The following is a 22,550-nucleotide window of genomic DNA, read 5'->3' on the forward strand; positions in this document are numbered from 1 at the left end:
TATGCACGTTTTAGCAGTTGATACCTCTAATCAACCATTAACTGTGGCAGTTTTAAAAGACGAACAGGTGCTAGCAACAACCACGATGACAACGCATAGAAAACATGCTGAATACTTAATGCCGGTGGTTGAAAAGTTGGTTAAGTATGCCAATTTAACTCCACAAGATCTGGATCGGGTAGTCGTAAGTAATGGTCCTGGTTCATACACTGGGATTAGAATTGCCACCACGGTTGGAAAAGTTTTGGCCGATACATTGAATATTGATTTGGTTGGCATTTCAAGTCTCATGGCGCTTGTTTTAAACGTGCAAAAACACGACCAGTTGGTAGTGCCCTTATTTGATGGTAGAAACGATAATTTGTTTACTGGTCTGTACCGGACTTCCGATCGTGGTCCCGAGTCGGTAATTAAAGATCAACACGTTAATTTTGATAAGTGGATGACCGAACTGGACAAGTTTGATGAGCCCATCGTATTCGTTGGAAGTGATGTTGATCATTTTTCCGAGCGCTTAAAACAACATTTCGGGAAAGATTTCAAATATATGACTGGAATTGATAACCTGCCACAGGCAGCTAAAATTGGTATCTATGGGGAAAAGCAAGAACCAGTTGCTGATGTTAACAATTTTAATCCCAATTATCTTCGTTTAACCAAAGCACAAGCAGACTGGCAAAAGTTAAACCCGGGGAGGGAAAACGAGTCTTATGTTGAAGAAAATTGAGGCATGGTTAAAAAAGAACGTTAAAAAAAAGGAAGAAGCTAAGATTCAGCGTGGACTTCAGATTAAAAATCACATTGTTGATGTGAATGGAGTCGATTACTATTTTGGCAAGGGTTCTATTACTGACATCCCTGACATTGTGAATGTTGAAGAAGAGGTTTACGACAAAAAGGCAGCTTGGGATCGAGAACGTTTCCTAAATGATCTAAAAAAGCACAAAAACAGTTTATACTTGGTAATTAGGAAAGCCGACGAATTGATTGCTTTTGTCGGTTGTTCGATTTCTCGTGATAGTAAGAATTGTCACGTTGAAAATATTGCGGTGTTACCCAAATTCCAAAATCGCGGATTGGGATATTTTTTGCTTACCATGGTTATCAGAAGAGCCCGACTGATGAGACTTAAAAGTGTTTCAATCGAAATTCGATTAGGAAATATTAAAGCTCAAGATTTGAATCGGGATCTTGGGTTTGTTCAGGTTGGAATTGATCCAGATTACTATAATGATGGTGAAGATGCTGTGGTAATGAAACTGGATTTATCCAAGCAAAAAGTGGCACCAAATAATTTTGGAAGATAGTTAGAGACGGGTGAGTATTAATGCAAGATAATAGTGTGATCTTGGCGTTTGAGAGTAGTTGTGATGAAACAAGTGTTGCTGTTATCAAGGATGGTAAAGAAATTTTATCAAACGTCGTTGCAACTCAGATTAAAAGTCATCAGCGATTTGGTGGTGTGGTACCAGAAGTGGCTAGTCGTCATCATATTGAAGAGATTACCATTTGTATAAATGATGCTTTGAAACGTGCAAACGTCACATACGATGATTTAACGGCGGTAGCTGTGACCTATGGCCCAGGATTGGTTGGGGCACTTTTGATTGGAGTCACCGCTGCCAAAGTGGTAGCTTGGGCTCATCATCTACCCCTCATTCCAATTAATCACATTGCAGGACATATTTATGCTACTAACTTTATTAAGCCAATTGAGTTTCCGGCAATGGCACTTGTGGTATCTGGTGGTCATACGGAGCTTGTTTTTATGCCCGAAGAAGGTAAGTTTGAGATCATCGGTGAGACTAGAGACGATGCCGCAGGTGAAGCGTTTGACAAAATTGGGAGAGTTTTAGGAATTAATTATCCAGCTGGTCCAACCGTTGACAAAATGGCTCAAAAGGGAAAGGATACTTTTAATTTTCCACGCGCGATGGAATCAGATGGTAATTATGATTTTAGTTTTAGCGGACTTAAAAGTGCTTTTATCAATATCGTTCACCATGCCGATCAGATTGGAAAGACTCTAAATAAAAACGATTTAGCTGCTAGCTTTGAAGCTGCCGTAGTGGACGTTTTGGCAAAAAAATCACAAAGTGCGCTTGAAAATTATCCTGTAAAAGAGTTTATTTTAGCTGGCGGAGTTGCCGCGAATAAGGGCATTAGAAATCGACTAGATGCGATTGCCAGTAAGGAAAATGTGGAATTTGTCAAGGCTCCGCTTAAGTTGTGTGGAGATAATGCAGCCATGATAGGAGCTGCTGCAGCGGCAATGCAGCACCATCAGGAAAAAGGAAAAGCTTCACTAAATGCTGATCCAGGATTAGAATTTGAGTGGGCTCAAAATGAAAAATAAATCGTTAACAACAAATTATTAAATTAATTTATCCTGCCCTGTGGGGCTTTTCAGCTGATTTCATTTTTATATTATTTCACAAACAATTTCTTTATGTTAGAATTAATTTTGTGACTTATTAATCTCGACAATAATAATAGGAGATTTGAAAATGGCTGAGACAAAAATTCCACGTGCAACCGCGAAACGATTGCCGCTTTACTATCGTTATTTAAATATTTTACATGACGGTGGAAAGAAACGAATATCATCAAATGAATTGGCCGACGCAATTCAAGTGGATTCTGCTACAATTCGTCGTGACTTTTCATATTTTGGTGCCCTTGGTAAGCGAGGTTATGGATATGACGTAGACAGTTTACTAGAATTTTTCAAGAAGATCTTGAACCAAGATCAATTAACCAATGTAGCATTGATTGGTGTTGGTAACTTGGGTCATGCCCTTTTGAATTTTAACTTCCACATGGATAGTAATATTAGAATTTCCGCTGCTTTTGACGTTAATCCTAAAAATGTTAATACCATTCAAGGTGGGGTTCCAATTTACCCAATGGATCAATTGGTAAAACAGCTTAAAGATCAACAAATCAGCGTTGTGATTCTCACAGTTCCTGGTAAAGTTGCTCAACAAGTTGCTGATCAAGTTGCCAAAGCGGGTGTAAAAGGAATTTTAAACTTCACATCAGTCCGATTATCGGTTCCAAAGGAAATTAGAGTTCATAATGTTGATTTAACTAATGAACTGCAAACATTGATCTATTTTATTGATCATTATGATAAAGATTAAGCATCCAATTCTGGATGCTTTTTTATTTTTATCGGGCAAAGTTCTTGCATTAGTTGTGAAAAAATAATATATTAAGAATGTAAGTTAGCACTTGATAAGTGCAAGTGCTAAAATTTAATAAAGATATTTATTGGAGGGATTAACGTGTTAGAACCATTAGGAGATCGCGTAATTGTCGAAGTGCAAGAACCAGAAGAAAAAAACGTCGGTGGAATTGTTTTAGCAAATAACGCTAAAGAAAAACCACAGATGGGTAAAGTTGTCGCTGTAGGCGAGGGTCGAGTTCTTGATAACGGACAAAAAGTTGCCCCTTCTGTTAAAGAAGACGACATGGTCATGTTTGATAAGTATGCAGGGACAAAGGTTGAATATGATGGTACTCCATACCTTGTAATGCACGAAAAAGATTTGCTTGCAATCGTTAAATAATAAAAAATAAATTAATTAATATGAGGTGATAATATTGGCTAAAGAAATTAAGTTTTCTGAAAATGCTAGAAATTCAATGTTAAATGGTGTTGACAAGTTAGCTGACACTGTAAAAACAACTATGGGTCCAAAGGGACGTAACGTTGTTCTAGAAGAAAAAGCTGGAGATCCAACAATCACAAATGATGGTGTTACCATTGCTAAAGCAATTGACCTTCCAGATCACTTTGAAAATATGGGTGCTAAGTTAGTATCTGAAGTTGCTTCTAAAACCAATGACGTTGCCGGTGATGGTACTACTACTGCTACTGTTCTTGCCCAAGCAATCGTTAAAGAGGGTATGAAGAACGTTACTGCTGGTGCTAATCCCGTTGGAGTTCGTCAAGGAATCGAAAAGGCTACTAGAACAGCCGTTGACAGTCTTCACAAGATGAGTCACCAAGTAACTAGCAAGGAAGATATCGCTCAAATTGCTTCAATCTCATCAGCTAACGAAAAGGTTGGTAATTTGATTGCCGACGCAATGGAAAAAGTTGGTAATGATGGTGTTATTACGATTGAAGAATCACGTGGTGTTGACACTAGTTTAGACGTTGTTGAGGGTATGGAATTTGATCGTGGATACATGTCACAATACATGGTTACCGACCAAGAAAAAATGGAAGCTAACCTAGATAATCCCTACATTTTAATTACTGACAAGAAAATCACTAATATCCAAGACATTTTGCCATTACTTCAATCAGTCGTACAACAAGGTCGTTCACTCTTGATCATTGCTGATGATATTGGTGGAGAAGCTCTTCCAACCTTAGTTTTGAACAAGATGCGTGGAACCTTTAATGTTGTAGCTGTTAAGGCTCCCGGCTTTGGTGATCGTCGTAAAGAACAACTCCAAGACATCGCTACTTTGACTGGTGGTACTGTAATTACTTCTGATCTTGGATTAGATCTAAAAGACACTACCATTGATCAGTTAGGTCAAGCTAATAAGGTTAACGTTACTAAAGACAGCACAACTATCGTTGAAGGTAAGGGTAGCAAAGAAGCTATCGACAAACGAATTGATGAAATCAAACAACAAATTGATGCCACTGATTCTGACTTTGACCGTGATAAGTTGAAGGAACGTTTAGCTAAGCTGGCTGGTGGAGTTGCTGTTATCAAAGTTGGTGCAGCCACTGAAACTGAACTTAAAGAACGTAAGTACCGAATTGAAGATGCTTTGAATGCTACTAGAGCCGCTGTTGAAGAGGGATTTGTGCCCGGTGGTGGTACAGCCTTTATCAACATCTTGAATGACGTTGCTAAAATCCCCGCTGAAGGTGATGAAGCAACTGGAGTTAACATTGTTGTTAAAGCCCTAGAAGCACCAGTAAGACAAATTGCTGAAAATGCTGGGATTGACGGTTCAGTTATTGTTGATCATTTGAAAGACGAAAAACCAGGCATTGGTTACAATGCATTGACTGGCAAGTACGAAGACATGATCAAAGCTGGTGTCGTTGACCCAACTAAGGTAAGCCGTTCAGCACTTCAAAACGCTGCATCTGTTTCAGCTCTTCTATTAACTACTGAAGCTGTTGTTGCCGAACAACCAAAAAATGATAATGATCAACCAGCTGCTCCACAACAACCTGGAATGGGTGGAATGATGTAATTTAAGTTTTAATAAAAAAGAGTCCGAATGGACTCTTTTTTATTTCCAATTATGATGAATTATCTAGTTTAATGTAGTACAATTGCATTTGACTTTAAAATTACGGTTTTACTAGGTTAAATATGACATATTAAAGGAGTATGGATTAAATGTGGCGGTATTTAAAAAGATTAATTATTGGACGTCCGCTTAAGACAACGGAAGGCTCTGGTCAATCTCTCACTAAGTTCAAAGGTTTAGCTTTGCTATCATCTGATGCCTTATCATCAGTTGCTTATGGTACTGAACAGATTACTGCCGTTTTGATTACCTTATCGACCGCGGCATTAATGTATCAAATGTGGGTCGCACTACTAGTGTTGGTTCTGTTAGCCGCAATCACATTATCTTATCGACAGATTATTTATGCTTATCCATCTGGTGGAGGTGCCTACGTTGTTGCTCGAACCAATTGGGGTGACACTGCTGGTTTAGTTGCTGGTGGGTCCCTATTAGTTGATTATATGTTAACGGTTGCCGTTTCAACGACTTCTGGGACTGAAGCGATTACTTCTGCCATCCCTGCGCTATATAATTATCAGGTTCCGATTGCAATCTTAATTGTAATATTTATCATGATTTTGAATCTTCGTGGAATGCATGATTCAGCTTCATTCCTGGTTATTCCAGTGTATCTATTTATTGTGATGATTATCATTTTAATCATTGTTGGTGCTTATAATATTTTAACTAATAAAATTACTTATCATGCGTATGCTCCACTGAATACCTCAGTTAAGGGAATGACCTTGGTATTATTCTTTAAGGCATTCTCATCTGGTTCAGCATCGTTAACTGGAGTTGAAGCCATTAGTAATGCGGTTCCAAACTTTAAACAACCAAAACGAAAGAACGCTGCCAATACATTAGGTATCATGGCCATTATTTTAGGAATCTTCTTTGCTGGGATTACCTTTCTAAGTTACTACATGGGAGTTATTCCTAACGCTAAAGATACCGTCTTATCACAGATTGGTACCAATGTCTTTGGTCACGGAATCATGTACTACTTACTTCAGCTTGCAACTGCCTTGATTTTAGCTGTTGCTGCTAACACTGGTTTCTCTGCCTTTCCAATTTTGGCCTACAACATGGCTAAAGATAAATATTTGCCACATGCCTACCTGGATAAGGGTGACCGACTAGGTTATTCAAATGGAATTATTTCGTTAGCTTTAGGTGCGATTGTTTTAATTGTCCTCTTTAAAGGTAAAACTAATCTCTTAATTCCACTCTATGCTGTTGGTGTGTTTGTTCCATTTACGTTGTCTCAATCTGGAATGATTGTTCACTGGTTCAGAAATAAAGATGGCTTGTGGCCGGTGAAGGCTGTCATTAATTTTATTGGAGCGTTCATCTCAGTGATGTTAGTCTTCTTCCTGTTTGCACTTCATTTTGCAAACGTTTGGCCATATCTCATTATCATGCCGTTGCTCCTTTTGATGTTTTATAAAATTCATCTTCACTATCAGCGAATTGCTGAGCAGCTTCGTATTTCAACTGATCCGAATTATGAGAATCATACCTATGCTGGTTCAACGGTAATCGTGTTAGTGGGAAATGTTACCCAAGTTACTAGACAAGCAATTAACTATGCGAGATCGATTGGTGACAATGTCATTGCCATGCACGTTTCGTTTGCCGATAATCCGCAAAAAGAAGAGAAAATTTCAACGAAGTTTAAGGAAGAGTATCCAGACATTCGATTTGTCGATATTCATACTTCGTATCGTTCGGTTGTCGATCCAGTGCTTCGTTTCTGTGATGTTATTGCGAAACAGGATGAGGATCGCAATTATACTACGACGGTTTTGGTTCCTCAGTTTGTACCAAAACACTACTGGCAACAAGTCCTTCATAATCAGACCGCTGTTCGATTAAGAAGTGCCTTGAATTCACGTCAGGACATCATTGTATCGACGTATAACTATCATTTAAGTGAATAATAGAACAAAAAGCTAGGCTATGTTAAACATAGCCTAGCTTTTTTGATTTGGATTTAAAGGTGCACAATATGAGCAAATAGTGGGACGATGATATCAACGACCACCGAAATAATGACCACCGCAATCGCAGCCATGGAGCCCTGAACTTCACCAAGTTCAAGGGCTTTAGCTGATCCAAGGGTGTGTCCTGCCGTTCCAAGCCCCAATCCAATTCCGATGGGGTTCTTCAATCTGAATATTTTAATGATCCAGTCGCCAAGTGCGTAAATAATAACAGCGTTTAAAATACATGCCATAGCGGTAATTGCTGGCACACCGTTAATGCCTTGGGCGATTGGCATTGCAACTGCGGTAGTGGCAGCCTGCGGAAGCATGGAAGCAATTTCCGACTTGTTTAATCCAATTAACTTGGAGACAAAGTACATGATGATTACCGAAATGGTTAAACCGATTATTAGTGATAACAAAATTTCAAACCAGTACTTTTTCACGATGTCGTTTCGCTTGAAGAGTGGGACTGCGAAAGCAATCGTGGTAGGGAAGAGGAACCAAAAAATAATATCACCACCTGGCTTATACAAGTTGGTGTAAATCCAGGTAATGTTAATCCCCGTTGCTTTGCTCATTAACCAGAGAACAAAAATTCCGAGCACCATCCCAACAAATAATGGTTGAAAAAGAAAAAAGCCGTTAAATTTTTTAAATAGAAATGATCCAATCAGATAGACCACCAATGATAGAGCAATTCCAAACATTGGATTGCCTAAAAATTTTAATAGTTCCGTTTGCATATTTGGTTACTCCTTATCAATGTCTTGTTTTTTGCCAAAAATTTTATTGCGGGCCCATATCAAAAAAGTAGCAACTAAAGCCACCGACACCAACATGACGACTGTCGAAATAATGATCATAATCACTAGTTTGACGCCAGAATGTTTCATAATGTCGAGGGAGGCCGCTAATTGAATTCCAGAAGGGACGAAAAGGAATCCTAGGATTCCAATAAAAAATGATCCGACCTTTTCGACCTGTTCTGGTTTAATGACTTTAAAGGTCAATAACAAATATAATATCACCAACCCAATTACTGGGGTTGGAACTGGAAAGTTGGCTGGAAAGAGTGCTGAGATTAGACTTGAGACGAATAAAATGACCCCAAAGATACCGAGTTGAGTTAACAATGGAGCATCTTTTTGAGATTTTTCTTCTTTATTTTGCATGTTTGACTCCTTTCAAAAGTATGTGATTGATTTAGCTATTTCTATATTTAATATAATATATGAAATGAACTAAAAAACAAACCAAAATTTTAATTGTTATCATTAGATTTAATTATCATTAAATTAAATAAAGGGAAGCTTGTGTTTGTTATTTTCCGTTTGTATAATTGAATATAAACTTAATCGTGGAAGGCCATACTTAATTGAAATTTGAAATATTCGTCTATTTGTTTGCAACGATGATAATGTCGGCGGTTTTAACCCCTTTTATCAGAATTTTAGCATTCAAAATTGGCGCCATTGATAAACCGAATAAAAGACGTGTAAATAAAATTCCAATGCCAACGTTGGGTGGTCTGGCAATTTTTATTGCTTATACCATTACGACTTGCGTTTTTTTGCGAAACCAAATTCCATCTAGTAAGTTGTGGGGAATTCTGGGCGGAGAAATTATTATCATTATGACGGGGGTCATTGATGATATTTTTGAATTGAAGCCACGACAAAAGGTGATTGGGATCTCACTAGCAGCACTATGGGTGTACATTTTTGCGGGCATTCAGATGAGTTCTATCACGCTCCCATTCTTTGGTGATGTTAGTCTGGGATGGTTAAGTCTACCAATTACCTGGATATGGATTCTCGGGATTACGAACTCAATTAATTTAATCGATGGACTGGATGGACTAGCAACGGGGATTGCCATTATTGCTCTGACTACCATGGGAATCATTGGCTTATTCTTTTTAAACGTCGGTAACGTTTACGTGTCAATCATGATTTTTACCTTTGCCGCTTCCTGTTTGGGTTTTTTACCGTATAATTTTTTCCCAGCTCGAATCTATCTAGGGGATACGGGATCCCTATTAATTGGCTTTATGATCTCGGTTTTTTCCTTACAAGGTCTTAAAAACGCCACCTTCATATCAGTCATTATTCCCGTTGTGATTTTGGGAGTTCCAATCTCGGATACCGCTTATGCAATTTTACGGCGGATTTTGAACAAACAGCCTATCTCTCACGCTGATAAGCACCATTTACATCATCGGTTGATGCAGATTGGCTTGACCCATCGACAAACGGTTTTGGTGATTTACGGAATTGCGTTAATTTTCGCTTTCATCTCTTTACTCTATCCATTGTCCAGTTTCTGGGGATCAGTGTTGTTGACGGTTGCCACTTTGATTGGGATTGAGCTTTTTGTGGAAGCCATTGGATTAGTCGGAAAGAACCGGCAACCCTTGCTTAATTTGATTAAACGCGTTGTGACTGGAACAACCAGTAAGGCTAATCACGAAACCGAAATCACTAAAACCAAGGCAAAACATAAAACTAAACCAAACAAAAAAGAGTAGTTCATTGAAGTTGAACTACTCTTTTTAGACTAAATTGGACTCTCAAAATAGGCTTCCTTACCAATCTTGAATTGAACGTCTCCTGCAAGCAAATTGTTGATTTTTGTTTTGAAATTATCAATCGTATGATTTGAAATAGCGGTACTTACTTGAACACTAGTGCCATATTCAACGTTAGTAATTGGTAAATTATTTTGTTTAAGAAAATATTGGAGTTTATCATTTAACTTATAGGATACTGAAATAGTAAGTGCAGTTTTAAGCGTCATTTTACTAATTCCAACCCTTTCAATCACATCCGATGCCGAGTTACTATATGCTCGAATTAGGCCACCAGCACCTAGTTTGATGCCACCAAAGTACCTTGTTACTACGATTACTGTGTCGTGAAGCTCCATGTTTTTAATGGCATCCAGGATTGGAATCCCGGCAGTCCCACTGGGTTCGCCGTTGTCACTTTCTCGCTGGACATCATCATTTGGGCCAATAACATAGGCAAAACAATTGTGGTTGGCCTTTTTATTTTGGTTTTTGATACTGGCGATGAATGCTTGAGCACTCGCTTCGTCCGTGACACGAGATACGGAAGCAATAAACTTTGATTTTTTGATAATAATTTCATTTTGACCAGCTTGTTTAATGGTTAAAAAAGAATTTTGCATTAAATTATTCCTGTTCTTCGTATTTAAAAATGGAGGCGGATAGTCAATGATCAAAGATCAAAAAGAACTAATGGGAAGACTTACGCCAAGCACTTTGATTGATCCAATACTTTTAAGTGATCCACTTCTTAATTTTGAATTAGCGGTAACGGTTAATCAAACTACTATTCATTGTAACCGATGTGGATTCAATTGTGAAAAATCAAAATGTGAACTTCCCAATCATATTTTTTACTGCCCCAATTGCATCGAAATGGGGCGAATTGATTCGTCGATGAAACTGGTTAGTGTCCTAGAAACAAATCGTTTTGTGGTTCCAAGTAATGTTTTGACTTGGGATGGGACGCTAACTGTAAATCAAAAAGACTGTGCGTTAAGGATGATTGAATCAGTAAAACATCACCGTGATCATCTACTGTGGGCGGTTACTGGCGCTGGTAAGACCGAGATGCTTTTTCCGGTATTAACATGGGCAATTAAACGTAAATTTCGAATTGCCATTGCTTCTCCCAGAGTTGACGTGTGTTCGGAACTTTATCCGCGTCTTAAAGCGGCTTTTTCTAACCTTGATATGGTTTTATTACATGGTAAAAGTAAGGATGATTACCGATATTGTCAACTAACTGTCTGTACGACCCACCAACTCATGCGTTTCTTTCATGCTTTTGATTTATTGATTATTGATGAAGTTGATGCGTTTCCATTCGTTAACAACGTTAGCCTGGAGTTTGCCGTAAAGCATGCCTTAAAGACTACGGGACAAAGAATCATGTTAAGTGCCACTCCAAGTAAACGACTGAGAACCCAAATCACGCGTGGAAATGGAGATATGAGTTATTTGCCGATCAGGTTTCATGGTCATTTATTGCCCGTGATTAAAGTTCACTTGTCAAGAAAATGGCGGATGCAATTATCAAAGGGAAGGTTACCCCATCAATTAATTAAAATGTGTCAGCGTAACGTTGCAATTAGAAGAAGATTTTTATTGTTTGTTCCTAAGATTAAAGATTTACCGGTGGTTGATCGGATTTTAAGCAAACAAATCCGTGGTCCAAAGGTATGGGAATGTGTTTATTCTGCTGACAAGAAACGAATGGAAAAGGTTCAAGCCATGCGTAACCAGCAAGTGTTATTTTTAGTGACTACGACCATCTTAGAACGAGGAGTGACGTTTCCAGATATTGATGTAATGGTACTGGGGGCTGACGATGAGGTCTTTTCTACGTCGTCATTAGTTCAGATGGCAGGAAGAGTGGGTCGAAAAAGGACCAGACCGACCGGTAACATTGATTTTTTTGTGGGCAGTTTTTCAAGACGAATTACTAGCGCCCAAAATGAGATTAAGGCTATGAATCGCAGAGGGATGAAATTAAAAAGTCATGAATAAATGTGTATGGTGTAATCAAATTATTAGAAGTGATGTGAGCATTTCCTTTATTTTAAGTTTTCGTTCCTTTGTCCCGCCAATTATGTGTGATGAATGTCAAAAACTTTTTTGTCCCATTGATTTAAAAACGGCGTGTCCAGATTGTGGCAAGCAGCAAGCAAAATTAGAGTTGTGTGATGATTGTAAGATTTGGGAAGATCAATCTGGTCCCAAATTAATTAACCACGCGTTGTTTCCATACGATGAAGTGAATGATTACATGGCTCGGTACAAGTTTCAGGGCGATTATCGGTTAAGGCGACTATTTCAAAGTCAGTTTCAGTCTTTTATATTTGCCCATAACGACGGCGGTATGATTGTTCCCATCCCAATTAGTAAGAAAACGTTTGAAGTGCGAAAGTTTAATCAGGTTGAGGGCTGGTTAACTGGTATAAAATATCAAAGGGTCTTAGGAGCGGTGTCAAAAAAGGGCTTACCCCAGTCTAAAAAAGATAAATTTGATAGGATGCACTTAAAACAACCATTTTACGTTGAGCCGGAGTGGTCAACTAATAACCTACGTGGGAGAAAGGTTTGTTTGATTGATGATGTGTATACGACTGGAACCACCCTGCACTTAGCGGCCAAACTGTTATATTCGTATGGGGTTAAGAAAGTCTCAAGTATTACCCTTGCACGTTAGTATTGATTGTTATTTAATCGATTAGAATTTATAATAGTTATAAGAGATTCGTTTGAAGACAATGATACTAAGCATAGGAGAGATTAAAATGCTTGAAACTAAATTAAGAGGTGATGATGTTGAAATCACCAGTGATCTCCGTGATTACATTAATCATCACGTCAAAACAATTGATAAACGTTTTGATGCAAACGTGAAAGGGACTGCTCATGTTGATCTCATGAACTATTCTAACGAACGAATCAAAGCTGAAATCACTATTATCCTACCGAACTTCTTACTGCGAGGTGAGGGCAACTCTGATGACATTCACGAAAGCATTGATATCGCGATTCACGATATCCAGCAACAGATCGATAAATATGGCTCAAAGGTAAATGAAGAATTAACTGAGCATAAGTTATCCCACGTTTTTAATGATCCCGATAAACGATTAGCTGAATCTAAGATCGTTAGGAAAAAGCGGATTCCTTTACAGAAGATGACTTCGGAAGATGCCATTATTCAGATGAATTTGATTGGGCATGATTTTTTTGTCTATGTTGATGTCACCGATGGCACCACTGATATTGTTTATCGAAGACATGATGGGGACTATGGGTTAATTAAAACCGATCGTTAGAAAAAACAGAAATATCATATTTCTGTTTTTTTGTGATGAATTTTTAATTGATTTGATAAAATGTTAGAATAAGAAAATAGACTGAGAATTCGAGAAACAAAAACGGTTTAGACACTAGAGGAGAAATCAATCAATGGCAACAAACCTTTTAAAGAAATGGGTTGAAAGCGACAAAAGCGAACTGAAACGATTAGGAAAGCTCGCCGATAAGGTCAGCTCATACTCAGAACAATATCGAAAATTAAGTGATAAGGAATTACAAGCTAAAACTCCAGAATTTCAAAAGCGTTATCAAAATGGTGAAAGCTTAGATGACATGTTACCTGAGGCTTTTGCGGTTGCCCGTGAAGGTGCCAGACGAGTGCTCGGACTAAATCCATTTCGAGTCCAGATTATGGGTGGAATTGTCCTTCATGAGGGTAATATTGCTGAGATGAAGACTGGTGAAGGGAAAACGTTAACGGCTACAATGCCCGTCTACCTGAATGCTTTATCAGGGAAAGGTGTTCATGTCGTTACGGTTAATGAATACCTATCACAACGTGATGCCACTCAAATGGGACAGTTATACAATTGGCTGGGCTTAACGGTCGGGGTGAACTCGGCTGATAAGAATCCGGAAGAAAAACGAGCTGCCTATGATAGCGACATCACTTATTCAACTAATAGCGAGATTGGATTTGATTATTTAAGGGATAACATGGTGGTTTATAAAGAAGATCGGGTTCAACGCCCACTTAATTTTGCCATCGTCGACGAAGTTGATTCGATCTTAATCGATGAAGCCAGAACCCCATTGATCATTTCTGGTGAAGCTCGTGGGTCAAACAAGCTTTACATGCAGGCAGATAAATTTGCTAAGACACTAAATCCTAAAACGGATTTTAAAGTTGATTTAGAGACTAAAACGGTCTCTTTGAAGGATGTTGGAATTGAAAAAGCTGAAAAGTACTTCAATTTAAATAACCTTTACGATACGGAAAACACTGCTTTAACCCACCATTTGGATCAGGCTTTACGTGCCAATTACGTGATGGAAAAGGATAAAGATTACGTTGTCTCAAAAGACGAGGTTTTAATCGTTGATTCCTTTACCGGAAGAATCATGGAAGGTCGTCGTTTTTCAGATGGGCTTCACCAAGCACTTGAGGCTAAAGAGGGTGTTACCATCCAAGAAGAAAGCAAGACGATGGCTAACATCACCTATCAAAACCTATTTAGACAGTACAGTAAGTTAGCTGGAATGACTGGTACCGCTAAGACAGAACAGGATGAGTTTCGAGAAATTTACAACATGGATGTCATTGCGGTTCCAACCAATAAACCGGTTGTTAGAATTGATGAGCCAGATGTTTTGTATCCAAGTTTGGAATCAAAATTTGACGCCGTTATTGCCAAAATTAAAGATTTACACAAACGGGGACAACCAATCCTGATTGGTACGGTTGCGGTTGAAACTTCTGAATATCTTTCAGAGCGACTTGATGAAGAAAAAATTCCTCACGTAGTTTTGAATGCAAAAAATCATGCCAAAGAAGCTGACATTGTTGCTAACGCCGGTCAAAAGGGAGCTGTTACCATTGCAACCAACATGGCCGGTCGTGGAACTGATATTAAGCTTGGACCTGGAGTGGTCAAATTAGGTGGATTAGCGGTTATCGGGACCGAACGACACGAGTCACGAAGAATTGATAATCAATTACGTGGACGTTCTGGAAGACAGGGTGATCCTGGTTATTCTCAATTCTATCTTTCACTTGAAGATGATTTGATGCGTCGATTTGGGTCTGATAAGGTTAAAAGTATTCTTGACTCAATGAAAGTTGAGGGCGATGATGCGGTTATCCGGAGTCACATGATCACGAAGCAGGTCGAATCGGCTCAAAAACGAGTTGAAGGTAATAACTATGATTCACGTAAAAACGTGTTAAAGTACGATGATGTGATGCGTCAACAACGTGATGTAATCTATGGCGAGCGTAGTAAGGTGATTGACGAAAATAAGTCACTTAAGTGGGTTATTATGCCAATGATCAAACGAACGGTTAATCGAATTGTCAACTTGCACACTCAGGGAGATCAAAAGAAATGGGATCTCCAAACCATCCTTGATTTTGCGATTAATTCATTAGTTAGTCCCGATCAAATTAGCATTGATGACTTGAAGGGAAAATCAAGTGATGAAATTAAGGCATACTTGATGGGACTCGTTGATACTGAGTATGATAAGAAAGAAAAAGAGCTCCAGGATCCAGAACAGATGCTTGAATTTGAAAAAGTGGTTGTGCTTAGGGTGGTTGATTCACACTGGACTGACCACATCGATTCAATGGACCAATTACGAGAGTCAATCGGTCTTCGTGGTTATGGTCAATTAAACCCGTTAGTTGAGTATCAACGTGAAGGATTTAGAATGTTTGAAGAAATGGTCTCTGATATTGACTACGATGTCACTAGGTTGTTTATGAAAGCTGAGATCAGACAAAATATGGAAAGATAGTTTAAGAACGGAGGACTTTTGGTCTCCGTTTTTTCATCTTCAGGAGTATGAAATGGAATTAAGTGAAGCACGTGGACAGGTCGAAAAGATTAAAAAAGCCGTAGCTGGCTTTAGGGGGTCACTTTGACCTGGATCAACTAAGTGAAAATATTTCGGTTAATGAGGCTAAAATGGCTGAACCGGGATTTTGGGATGACCAAAGAAAAGCTCAGAAATTAATTGATGAGAACAATCGATTAAAATTAAAATATGATAATTTTAATTCACTGGCTAAAAAGGTGGAAGATTTAAAGGTTAACCTCGAACTCCTTGAAGAAGTTAGTGATGATGATTTAAAGAAAGAGTTCGATGACGAATTAACCAAGACCCAAAAGGAACTTAGTAGTTATCAGCTGAGTTTACTTTTGAATGGGAAATATGATGAAAATAATGCAATTGTTGAGATCCATCCTGGAGCTGGTGGAACTGAATCACAAGACTGGGGGTCCATGTTATTTCGGATGTATCAACGATGGGCCGAACAAAACGGCTTTTCGGTTTCAGTTGAAGACTATCAACCGGGTGACGTTGCTGGGATCAACAGTGTGACATTTTTAGTATCTGGAACCAACGCCTATGGTTACCTGAAATCAGAAAAAGGCGTTCACCGGTTAGTGCGGATCTCACCTTTCGATTCAGCAGGGCGGCGTCATACGTCGTTTGCCTCTGTTGATGTTATGCCAGAGCTTGATGAAACTGTGAACGTTGACATTAACCCAGAAGATCTCCGGATTGATGTTTTTCGGTCAAGTGGGGCTGGTGGTCAGCATATTAATAAAACCTCTTCAGCGGTTCGAATTACCCACTTACCAACTGGAATTGTCACCTCAAGTCAGGCCCAACGTTCACAATTACAGAATAGAGTTACAGCGATGAATATGTTAAAATCAAAGTTGTACGAACGTGAACAAGAGAAAAAAGAAGAAGAGAAAGCCAAGATTGAGGGTAAGCAGCTTGATATTGGTTGGGGTTCACAAATTCGTTCTTATGTTTTTCATCCCTATACAATGGTTAAGGATCATCGGACCAATTATGAGACTGGTAATGGTCAAGCAGTGATGGATGGTGATTTGAATCCATTCATTAACGCGTATTTGCAGTGGAATTTAAAACAGAAGAACCCAAAATAACGAAAAAGGAAGTTCATTATGTCAGTTGCGACTAATATTTTGTTTTTTGTCTTTATGCCAGCTTTTTGGTTTGCACTTATTCGCGTTTTCTTCGTTTACAATCGAAGAGTAAATCGAGAACGACGCTTATTTGAAAGTGCTGTTAACCCTAAATTTCACGAAGGATGGGTCTTTTTTAAATCATTAATTGTGCTGGGAATTGTTGGATCAATTTTAACTGCTTTGGTTGGGATTGAAGTGTCCTTAAATTGGATTTTATTATATGAATTATTGATCGCCATTAGTTTACTGATCCCAGGAATCTTAGTGCCGACATTGATTTTATTTGGATCAATTTTTGTTGGAGTCTTCTTCAATGATTATTCAATCCCGATGATTAAGGGTGGCGACTTTATTGGTGCCGTGAATATGAACGCATCAAGATCGGCCAATTACTTAGCCTTAATCACAATTATGCTGGTCCTAATGTTTATCTTTTTGAAGATGAATGGTAGGACGATTAACTCTCCTCAGGTTTCAAAGAATCGGCGCGGAAACCGAGTGGCATCTTATGGATACAATGAGTTAGCTGTGATTCCGCTGGTACTGATGATTCCTGGTAAATTAATCGAAACGATCGTACCGATGTGGCCAGTTTTTAATATTTTTGGTGCACATGTAACCTTCTTGGTTGTTCCGTTTTTGATTGGTTTTCGCTTCAAGTTTGTTAACCATTTGCCAAATGAATTAATGCCACGGATTTCAAACGCGATTGGAGAACTCACATTGTTAGCCATTTTACTAACGGCGGGTGCTTACTTTATGAGAAATAGTTACTACGTTATCATCGCGATTGCTTTATTGGCAGTGGTTTATGTAATCATCATGTATCACTTCCATCGCGTTGACCGAAAGACCGGAAATCAGATTAGTCAAGCGGTTAACGGAATCCGAATCATTGGGATTAAACCCCGCACTCCAGCCGATAAGATGGGACTTAAAACGGGTGACTTAATTGTTGAAGTTAACAACGTTCCGGTAAATTCGGAAAGTCAATTGTATTCTGCTTTACAAGATGATCCGACCTTTGTTCACATGAAGGTTAAAAATCGTAAGAATCAATTAGAGATTAAAGAAACGGCAATTTACGATGGTTCACCGCATGAGATTGGAATTGAAATGTTTCAAAATAATTAGTTAGAAGCACCCAGTTAATGGGCGCTTCTTTTATTTTGCATAAAATTAAGAACCGCCTAAATTAGGTCTGATTGTGTTAGAATTAAGTAAATTAATTTTATTTGGAGGTAGGTCCAATGGCTCAGAGTGTAACGGTAGCTGATTTAGTAAAGAACACTCATCTTAGTGTCTTTTGGGGTCGTGAATATTTAGACCGTCCCATTACCACTAGTGACATTTCACGTCCGGGACTGGAATTGACTGGATATTTTAACTACTACCCAGCCAAGCGAATTCAGATCTTTGGGATAACTGAAACCTCATTTGCAAAGGGAATGAGTGATGAAAAATTAAAAGAAGTAATGACCAAAATGTGTCAACCAGAAACGCCTGCATTTGTTATTTCTACTCAACTAGAACCACCTGAGCAGTTAGTGGCAGCCGCCAAAAAGGCTCACATTCCAATCTTAGGATCAAAGTTAACCACTTCTAGAATTCTAAGCAATATGACGACGTATCTTGAAGCTAAGTTAGCCGAAAGAAAGTCCATTCATGGTGTTTTGGTTGAAGTTTATGGACTTGGTGTTTTAATTACCGGTGATTCTGGAATTGGTAAGAGTGAAACGGCGCTAGAACTTGTTAAGCGTGGTCATCGTTTAATTGCTGATGATCGAGTTGAGGTTTATCAACAAGATGAGCAAACCTTGATTGGTCAAGCTCCCAAGATTCTTAATCACTTACTAGAAATTCGTGGGATTGGAATTATTGATGTAATGAACCTGTTTGGTGCCGGTGCCGTTCGTTCTCAATCAAAAGTGGACTTAATCGTTCATTTGGACCAGTGGAACAAGGATACTAAGTATGATCGGCTTGGGACCGACCGTGAAACAACTCGAATCTTTGACGTTGATTTGAAGAAATTGACGATTCCGGTAAAACCCGGTCGAAACTTAGCCATTATCATTGAAACCGCTGCGATGAACTTTAGGGCTCGTTCAATGGGATACGATGCGACTAAGGTCTTTGATAACAATTTAAATGAGTTAATCAAAGAAAATGCTTCTAAAAACAACCAGGAGCAAAAACACGAAGAACAAGCAGTTGAACAAAATAAGAAAGATATTAGCCAAGATGCTAATAAGGATCCTGAATAGGAGTGGAAGTTGTGTTTAGCATATTGGCATTAAATCCGGTTGCAATTCATCTCGGACCAATTGCGGTCCACTGGTATGGTATTTTTATCGCTGCCGCTGTCTTGATTGCCGTTTACCTTTCAATGAAAGAAGCTAAGCGACAACACTTAAATGAAGATGTTTTATATGATTTGATTTTGTGGGCGATTCCAATTGCGATTATTTCGGCTCGAATTTATTATGTGGTTTTTCAATGGAGCTATTATCGCCATCATCTAGATGAGATTATTCAAATTTGGGATGGTGGAATTGCCATTTATGGAGCTTTAATCGGGGCTGGATTATTTATTTGGTGGTTTTGTTTTAAACATCATTTGTCAGTCTGGCAGATTTTAGATATTGCCGCTCCAACCGTCATTATGGCTCAAGGAATTGGCCGTTGGGGTAATTTCATGAATCAGGAAGCATTTGGAGCGGTAACATCACTTCAATTTTTACAGCATTTACATTTACCTGACGTTATCATCAATCAAATGTTTATTAGCGGGGTGTACCGCCAACCAACGTTTTTATATGAGTCACTTTGGGATTTAGCAGGATTTGCTGTCTTGATGATTATGAGACATGCTCCGCAGTTCTTTAAGCGTGGGGAAGTCTTTTTAAGTTACGTGATGTGGTATTCGTTTGGACGTTTTTTCACCGAGGGCATGCGGACCGATAGTTTAATGTTATTCGGCGTAATCCGGGTATCACAGTTGCTTTCCATTGTATTATTCGTAGTAGCACTATTTGTTTTAATTTATCGTAGACGAAACGACCAGTTAGTCTGGTACTACGGTAGTTAAGTGATTTGTAGGAGATAATTTAAATAATGACAGAAAAAATTGCAGTACTCGGTGCAGGATCATGGGGCAGCATGCTCGCCGATATTTTAGTTGAAAATGGGCATGAAGTTAAAATTTGGTCGAAAAGCAAGGAACAGGTGGATGAGTTAAATAATCAGCACACTAACTCCCATTACATCAAGAACTTTACTTTTCCAAAAGAGATGAAAGCTTATGCTGACATGGAAGAGGCACTTAAAGGAGTCGATGATGTTTTATTCATTGTTCCATCACAGGCAACTCGTTCGGTTGCAAATCAAGCTAACAAAATTTTGGGCAAGTTAGAAATGAAACCGTATATCATCCATGGAAGTAAAGGCATTGAAAAGGGTACCTATGATCGAATGTCTCAGGTATTGCAAGAAGAAATTGATCCTCAGAATCGTAAGTCGATTTCAGCCCTTTCTGGACCTAGTCAAGCTGAAGATGTTGCTAGACGTGATATTACCTTAGTTACAGTCGCCAGTGATGATATGCCATCTGCTGAGCATTTTCAAAAATTGTTTATGAATGATTATTTCAGAATTTATACTAATAACGACATTATTGGGGTTGAACTTGGTGGAGCTTTGAAAAATATTATTGCATTAGGTGCTGGAGCCTTGGTAGGTTTGGGTTACGGTGATAATGCAAAAGCAGCCCTCATGACCCGTGGTATTGCGGAAATATCACGTTTAGGTGTATCATTTGGTGCGGACCCATTAACTTTTAGCGGATTGTCTGGTGTAGGTGACGTGATTGTCACCGCAACTAGTTCTGATTCTCGCAATTGGCGGGCTGGTTATCAGCTTGGCAAGGGCAAGAAATTGGATGACGTTGTTAAAGACATGGGCATGGTGATCGAGGGAATCGACACCAATCAAGCTGCATTTGAATTATCAAAACAACGTGGGGTAGAAATGCCCATTACATCCGCAATTCATGCAGTAATTAATAATGAAGAAACCGTTTCTGACGCGATTTCTAATTTAATGTCTAGAGAGGGACGTTCAGAACAAGGTTAATTCTAAAAGGGGTATATAAGAAGATGAAAAAAGTAACTAAAGCTGTTATTCCTGCCGCTGGTTTAGGAACAAGATTTTTACCTGAAACGAAAGCACTTCCAAAGGAAATGTTACCAATTGTTGATATTCCAACCATTCAATACATTGTTGAAGAAGCTAAGGCTTCTGGAATCAAAGACATTGTCATTGTGATTGGTAAGGGCAAGCGTGCCATTGAAGATCATTTTGATTCAAACGTAATGCTTGAAGAAAACCTTGAAAAAAAGGGTAAAGAAAAGATGCTCAAGTCAATTCAGAAGACTAATGATATGAACATTTACTTTATTAGACAATCTTATCCACGTGGACTTGGCGACGCTGTTTTAACGGCCAAAAGTTTCATTGGAAATGATCCATTTGTGGTTATGCTTGGAGACGACTTGATGGAAGATACGACTCCGCTCACCAAACAATTGATGAATAGTTACGAAAAGACGGGAGCTTCAACCCTTGCCGTTATGAAAGTCCCTCATAAGGAGACTTCTAAATACGGAGTAATTGAACCAGTTAGCGAGGTTTCAAAGGGACTTTATAATGTGAGAAACTTCGTTGAAAAGCCAGATCCTAAGGACGCTCCTAGTGATTTAGCAATTATTGGACGTTACTTGTTAACTCCACAGATCTTTGACGTTTTGGAACACACTAAGCCAGGTAAGGGGAATGAAGTTCAGCTAACCGATGCCATCAATACCTTAAATCAAACTCAAAGAGTGTTTGCTCATGAGTTTAAGGGTGATCGTTACGATACCGGCAATAAGCTTAGCTGGCTTGAGACTAACATTACCTTTGGTTTAAAACACCCTGAAATTGAGCAAGAATTACGTGAATACATTAAGAACCTTGGTCAAAAGCTGACTAAGGAAGACGAACAACAGAAAAATTAGATTAAAATGCCGACTTTTGCCGGCATTTTTTATTTTTAAGTATAATGATTAAACATTTAATTTAGTTTATGATAATATAATTTTGTACAATTGATATTAGTCAAGGAGGTTTTTGGTTATGAAAATTAAATTAGGTGGACTACCAGTATCATGGTTAATGGGTGATGATCAACCAAAGGTTGGCGATTATCTACCAAAATTTACCGTAAAAAATGCTGAAGGGAAAGATGTTACGACTGATGATTTAAAGGGTCAGACAACGTTGATTAGTGTGGTTCCTAACTTAAAGACAAAGGTATGTAGTTTAGAAACTGCTCGTTTTAACCAGGAAGCATCAAAGTTTAAGGGAATTAAATTTGTTACCATTTCAAATAACCCAATTGAATACCAAAAAAATTGGTGTGCCGCTCATGGTGTCAACAACATGGAAATTCTTTCTGATTTTAATGGTTCATTTGGGAAAGCCATGCACTTATACATCCCGGCTTTTGGTCACTTAGCTCGGGTGGTTTACTTGGTAAATGCTGAAGGCAAAATTTTGTATTGCCAAGCAGTTCCAGAAATTACTCATCAACCAAACTACGAACCAGTTCTTGACGAGTTAAAGAAAGTAACAAACAATAAATAATGATTGAGG

General features: G+C 38.6%; 22 protein-coding genes. 19 read left to right on the forward strand and 3 right to left on the reverse strand.

The features are described 5' to 3' along the window. Position 1: 1 nt before the first annotated feature. The 7 genes from tsaB to kimA all read left to right on the forward strand — a co-directional run bounded on the left by tsaB (position 2) and on the right by kimA (position 7,217). A complete protein-coding gene (gene tsaB / locus AC6UDE_RS05100; protein ID WP_500696810.1) occupies positions 2-727 on the forward strand; it encodes a tRNA (adenosine(37)-N6)-threonylcarbamoyltransferase complex dimerization subunit type 1 TsaB in 726 nt (241 codons plus the stop codon). Further along, the gene (gene rimI / locus AC6UDE_RS05105; protein ID WP_500696132.1) at positions 711-1,307 is read left to right on the forward strand and encodes a ribosomal protein S18-alanine N-acetyltransferase; all 597 of its coding nucleotides are present in this window, start codon (positions 711-713) and stop codon (positions 1,305-1,307) included. The genes tsaB and rimI overlap by 17 nt, the downstream gene beginning before the upstream one ends. A 20-nt stretch (positions 1,308-1,327) precedes the next feature. Then, positions 1,328-2,356, forward strand: coding sequence for a tRNA (adenosine(37)-N6)-threonylcarbamoyltransferase complex transferase subunit TsaD (tsaD, locus tag AC6UDE_RS05110; protein ID WP_500696811.1), 1,029 nt, complete (start codon positions 1,328-1,330; stop codon positions 2,354-2,356). Between the two features lie 151 nt (positions 2,357-2,507). Further along, complete coding sequence (locus AC6UDE_RS05115; protein ID WP_010021811.1) at positions 2,508-3,143, forward strand: redox-sensing transcriptional repressor Rex; 636 nt, start codon at positions 2,508-2,510, stop codon at positions 3,141-3,143. Positions 3,144-3,287: 144 nt separating this feature from the next. Then, a complete protein-coding gene (gene groES / locus AC6UDE_RS05120) occupies positions 3,288-3,572 on the forward strand; it encodes a co-chaperone GroES (RefSeq protein ID WP_500694454.1) in 285 nt (94 codons plus the stop codon). A gap of 34 nt (positions 3,573-3,606) precedes the next feature. Next, positions 3,607-5,232 carry a chaperonin GroEL gene (gene groL / locus AC6UDE_RS05125; RefSeq protein WP_500696130.1) on the forward strand — a complete coding sequence of 542 codons (1,626 nt, stop codon included), beginning with the start codon at positions 3,607-3,609 and terminating at the stop codon, positions 5,230-5,232. A 149-nt stretch (positions 5,233-5,381) separates the two neighbouring features. Further along, on the forward strand, positions 5,382-7,217 hold the full coding sequence (gene kimA / locus AC6UDE_RS05130; protein ID WP_500696129.1) for a potassium transporter KimA: 1,836 nt from the start codon (positions 5,382-5,384) through the stop codon (positions 7,215-7,217). Between the two features lie 53 nt (positions 7,218-7,270). On the opposite strand, the gene lrgB is transcribed toward kimA, so the two are convergent. Next, complete coding sequence (lrgB, locus tag AC6UDE_RS05135) at positions 7,271-8,008, reverse strand: antiholin-like protein LrgB (protein ID WP_500696128.1); 738 nt, start codon at positions 8,006-8,008, stop codon at positions 7,271-7,273. A 6-nt stretch (positions 8,009-8,014) separates the two neighbouring features. After that, positions 8,015-8,437: a CidA/LrgA family protein gene (locus tag AC6UDE_RS05140; RefSeq protein ID WP_500696812.1), complete on the reverse strand. Its 423-nt coding sequence runs from the start codon at positions 8,435-8,437 to the stop codon at positions 8,015-8,017. A gap of 203 nt (positions 8,438-8,640) precedes the next feature. On the opposite strand from AC6UDE_RS05140, the gene AC6UDE_RS05145 reads away from it, so the two are divergent. Next, a complete protein-coding gene (locus tag AC6UDE_RS05145; protein WP_500696813.1) occupies positions 8,641-9,792 on the forward strand; it encodes a glycosyltransferase family 4 protein in 1,152 nt (383 codons plus the stop codon). A gap of 29 nt (positions 9,793-9,821) precedes the next feature. On the opposite strand, the gene AC6UDE_RS05150 is transcribed toward AC6UDE_RS05145, so the two are convergent. Further along, a complete protein-coding gene (locus AC6UDE_RS05150; RefSeq protein ID WP_500696815.1) occupies positions 9,822-10,454 on the reverse strand; it encodes a YigZ family protein in 633 nt (210 codons plus the stop codon). A gap of 70 nt (positions 10,455-10,524) precedes the next feature. Between AC6UDE_RS05150 and AC6UDE_RS05155 the strand changes: the two genes are divergently transcribed. The 11 genes from AC6UDE_RS05155 (at position 10,525) to AC6UDE_RS05205 (ending at position 22,541) form a co-directional block, all read left to right on the forward strand. Then, complete coding sequence (locus AC6UDE_RS05155) at positions 10,525-11,841, forward strand: ATP-dependent helicase ComFA (RefSeq protein ID WP_500696902.1); 1,317 nt, start codon at positions 10,525-10,527, stop codon at positions 11,839-11,841. Further along, entirely contained in the window at positions 11,834-12,523 is a 690-nt protein-coding gene (locus AC6UDE_RS05160; RefSeq protein WP_500696816.1) for a ComF family protein, read from the forward strand. Before AC6UDE_RS05155 ends, AC6UDE_RS05160 begins: the two co-directional genes overlap by 8 nt. An 88-nt stretch (positions 12,524-12,611) precedes the next feature. Then, positions 12,612-13,145 carry a ribosome hibernation-promoting factor, HPF/YfiA family gene (hpf, locus tag AC6UDE_RS05165; RefSeq protein WP_500696817.1) on the forward strand — a complete coding sequence of 178 codons (534 nt, stop codon included), beginning with the start codon at positions 12,612-12,614 and terminating at the stop codon, positions 13,143-13,145. A 133-nt stretch (positions 13,146-13,278) separates the two neighbouring features. Beyond that, a complete protein-coding gene (gene secA / locus AC6UDE_RS05170) occupies positions 13,279-15,645 on the forward strand; it encodes a preprotein translocase subunit SecA (protein ID WP_500694444.1) in 2,367 nt (788 codons plus the stop codon). Between the two features lie 52 nt (positions 15,646-15,697). Further along, a protein-coding gene (prfB, locus tag AC6UDE_RS05175; protein WP_500696818.1) for a peptide chain release factor 2 occupies positions 15,698-16,814 on the forward strand; the annotation gives its coding sequence in 2 pieces (ribosomal slippage) (positions 15,698-15,769 and positions 15,771-16,814; 1,116 coding nt in all). An 18-nt stretch (positions 16,815-16,832) separates the two neighbouring features. Continuing rightward, positions 16,833-17,990 (forward strand): PDZ domain-containing protein, encoded by a 1,158-nt coding sequence (locus tag AC6UDE_RS05180; RefSeq protein WP_500696819.1) that lies wholly within the window; start codon positions 16,833-16,835, stop codon positions 17,988-17,990. Positions 17,991-18,106: 116 nt separating this feature from the next. Next, positions 18,107-19,123, forward strand: a complete 1,017-nt coding sequence (gene hprK, locus AC6UDE_RS05185; protein ID WP_500694441.1) for an HPr(Ser) kinase/phosphatase — start codon at positions 18,107-18,109, stop codon at positions 19,121-19,123. Positions 19,124-19,134: 11 nt separating this feature from the next. Continuing rightward, entirely contained in the window at positions 19,135-19,947 is an 813-nt protein-coding gene (gene lgt / locus AC6UDE_RS05190; RefSeq protein WP_500696820.1) for a prolipoprotein diacylglyceryl transferase, read from the forward strand. Positions 19,948-19,973: 26 nt separating this feature from the next. Then, a complete protein-coding gene (locus AC6UDE_RS05195; protein ID WP_500696821.1) occupies positions 19,974-20,990 on the forward strand; it encodes an NAD(P)H-dependent glycerol-3-phosphate dehydrogenase in 1,017 nt (338 codons plus the stop codon). A gap of 23 nt (positions 20,991-21,013) precedes the next feature. Continuing rightward, the gene (gene galU, locus AC6UDE_RS05200) at positions 21,014-21,913 is read left to right on the forward strand and encodes a UTP--glucose-1-phosphate uridylyltransferase GalU (RefSeq protein WP_500694438.1); all 900 of its coding nucleotides are present in this window, start codon (positions 21,014-21,016) and stop codon (positions 21,911-21,913) included. Positions 21,914-22,031: 118 nt separating this feature from the next. Then, positions 22,032-22,541 carry a thiol peroxidase gene (locus AC6UDE_RS05205; RefSeq protein ID WP_500694437.1) on the forward strand — a complete coding sequence of 170 codons (510 nt, stop codon included), beginning with the start codon at positions 22,032-22,034 and terminating at the stop codon, positions 22,539-22,541. Positions 22,542-22,550 lie beyond the last annotated feature (9 nt).

It is taken from the genome of Fructilactobacillus sp. X2R5C3, assembly GCF_059901325.1.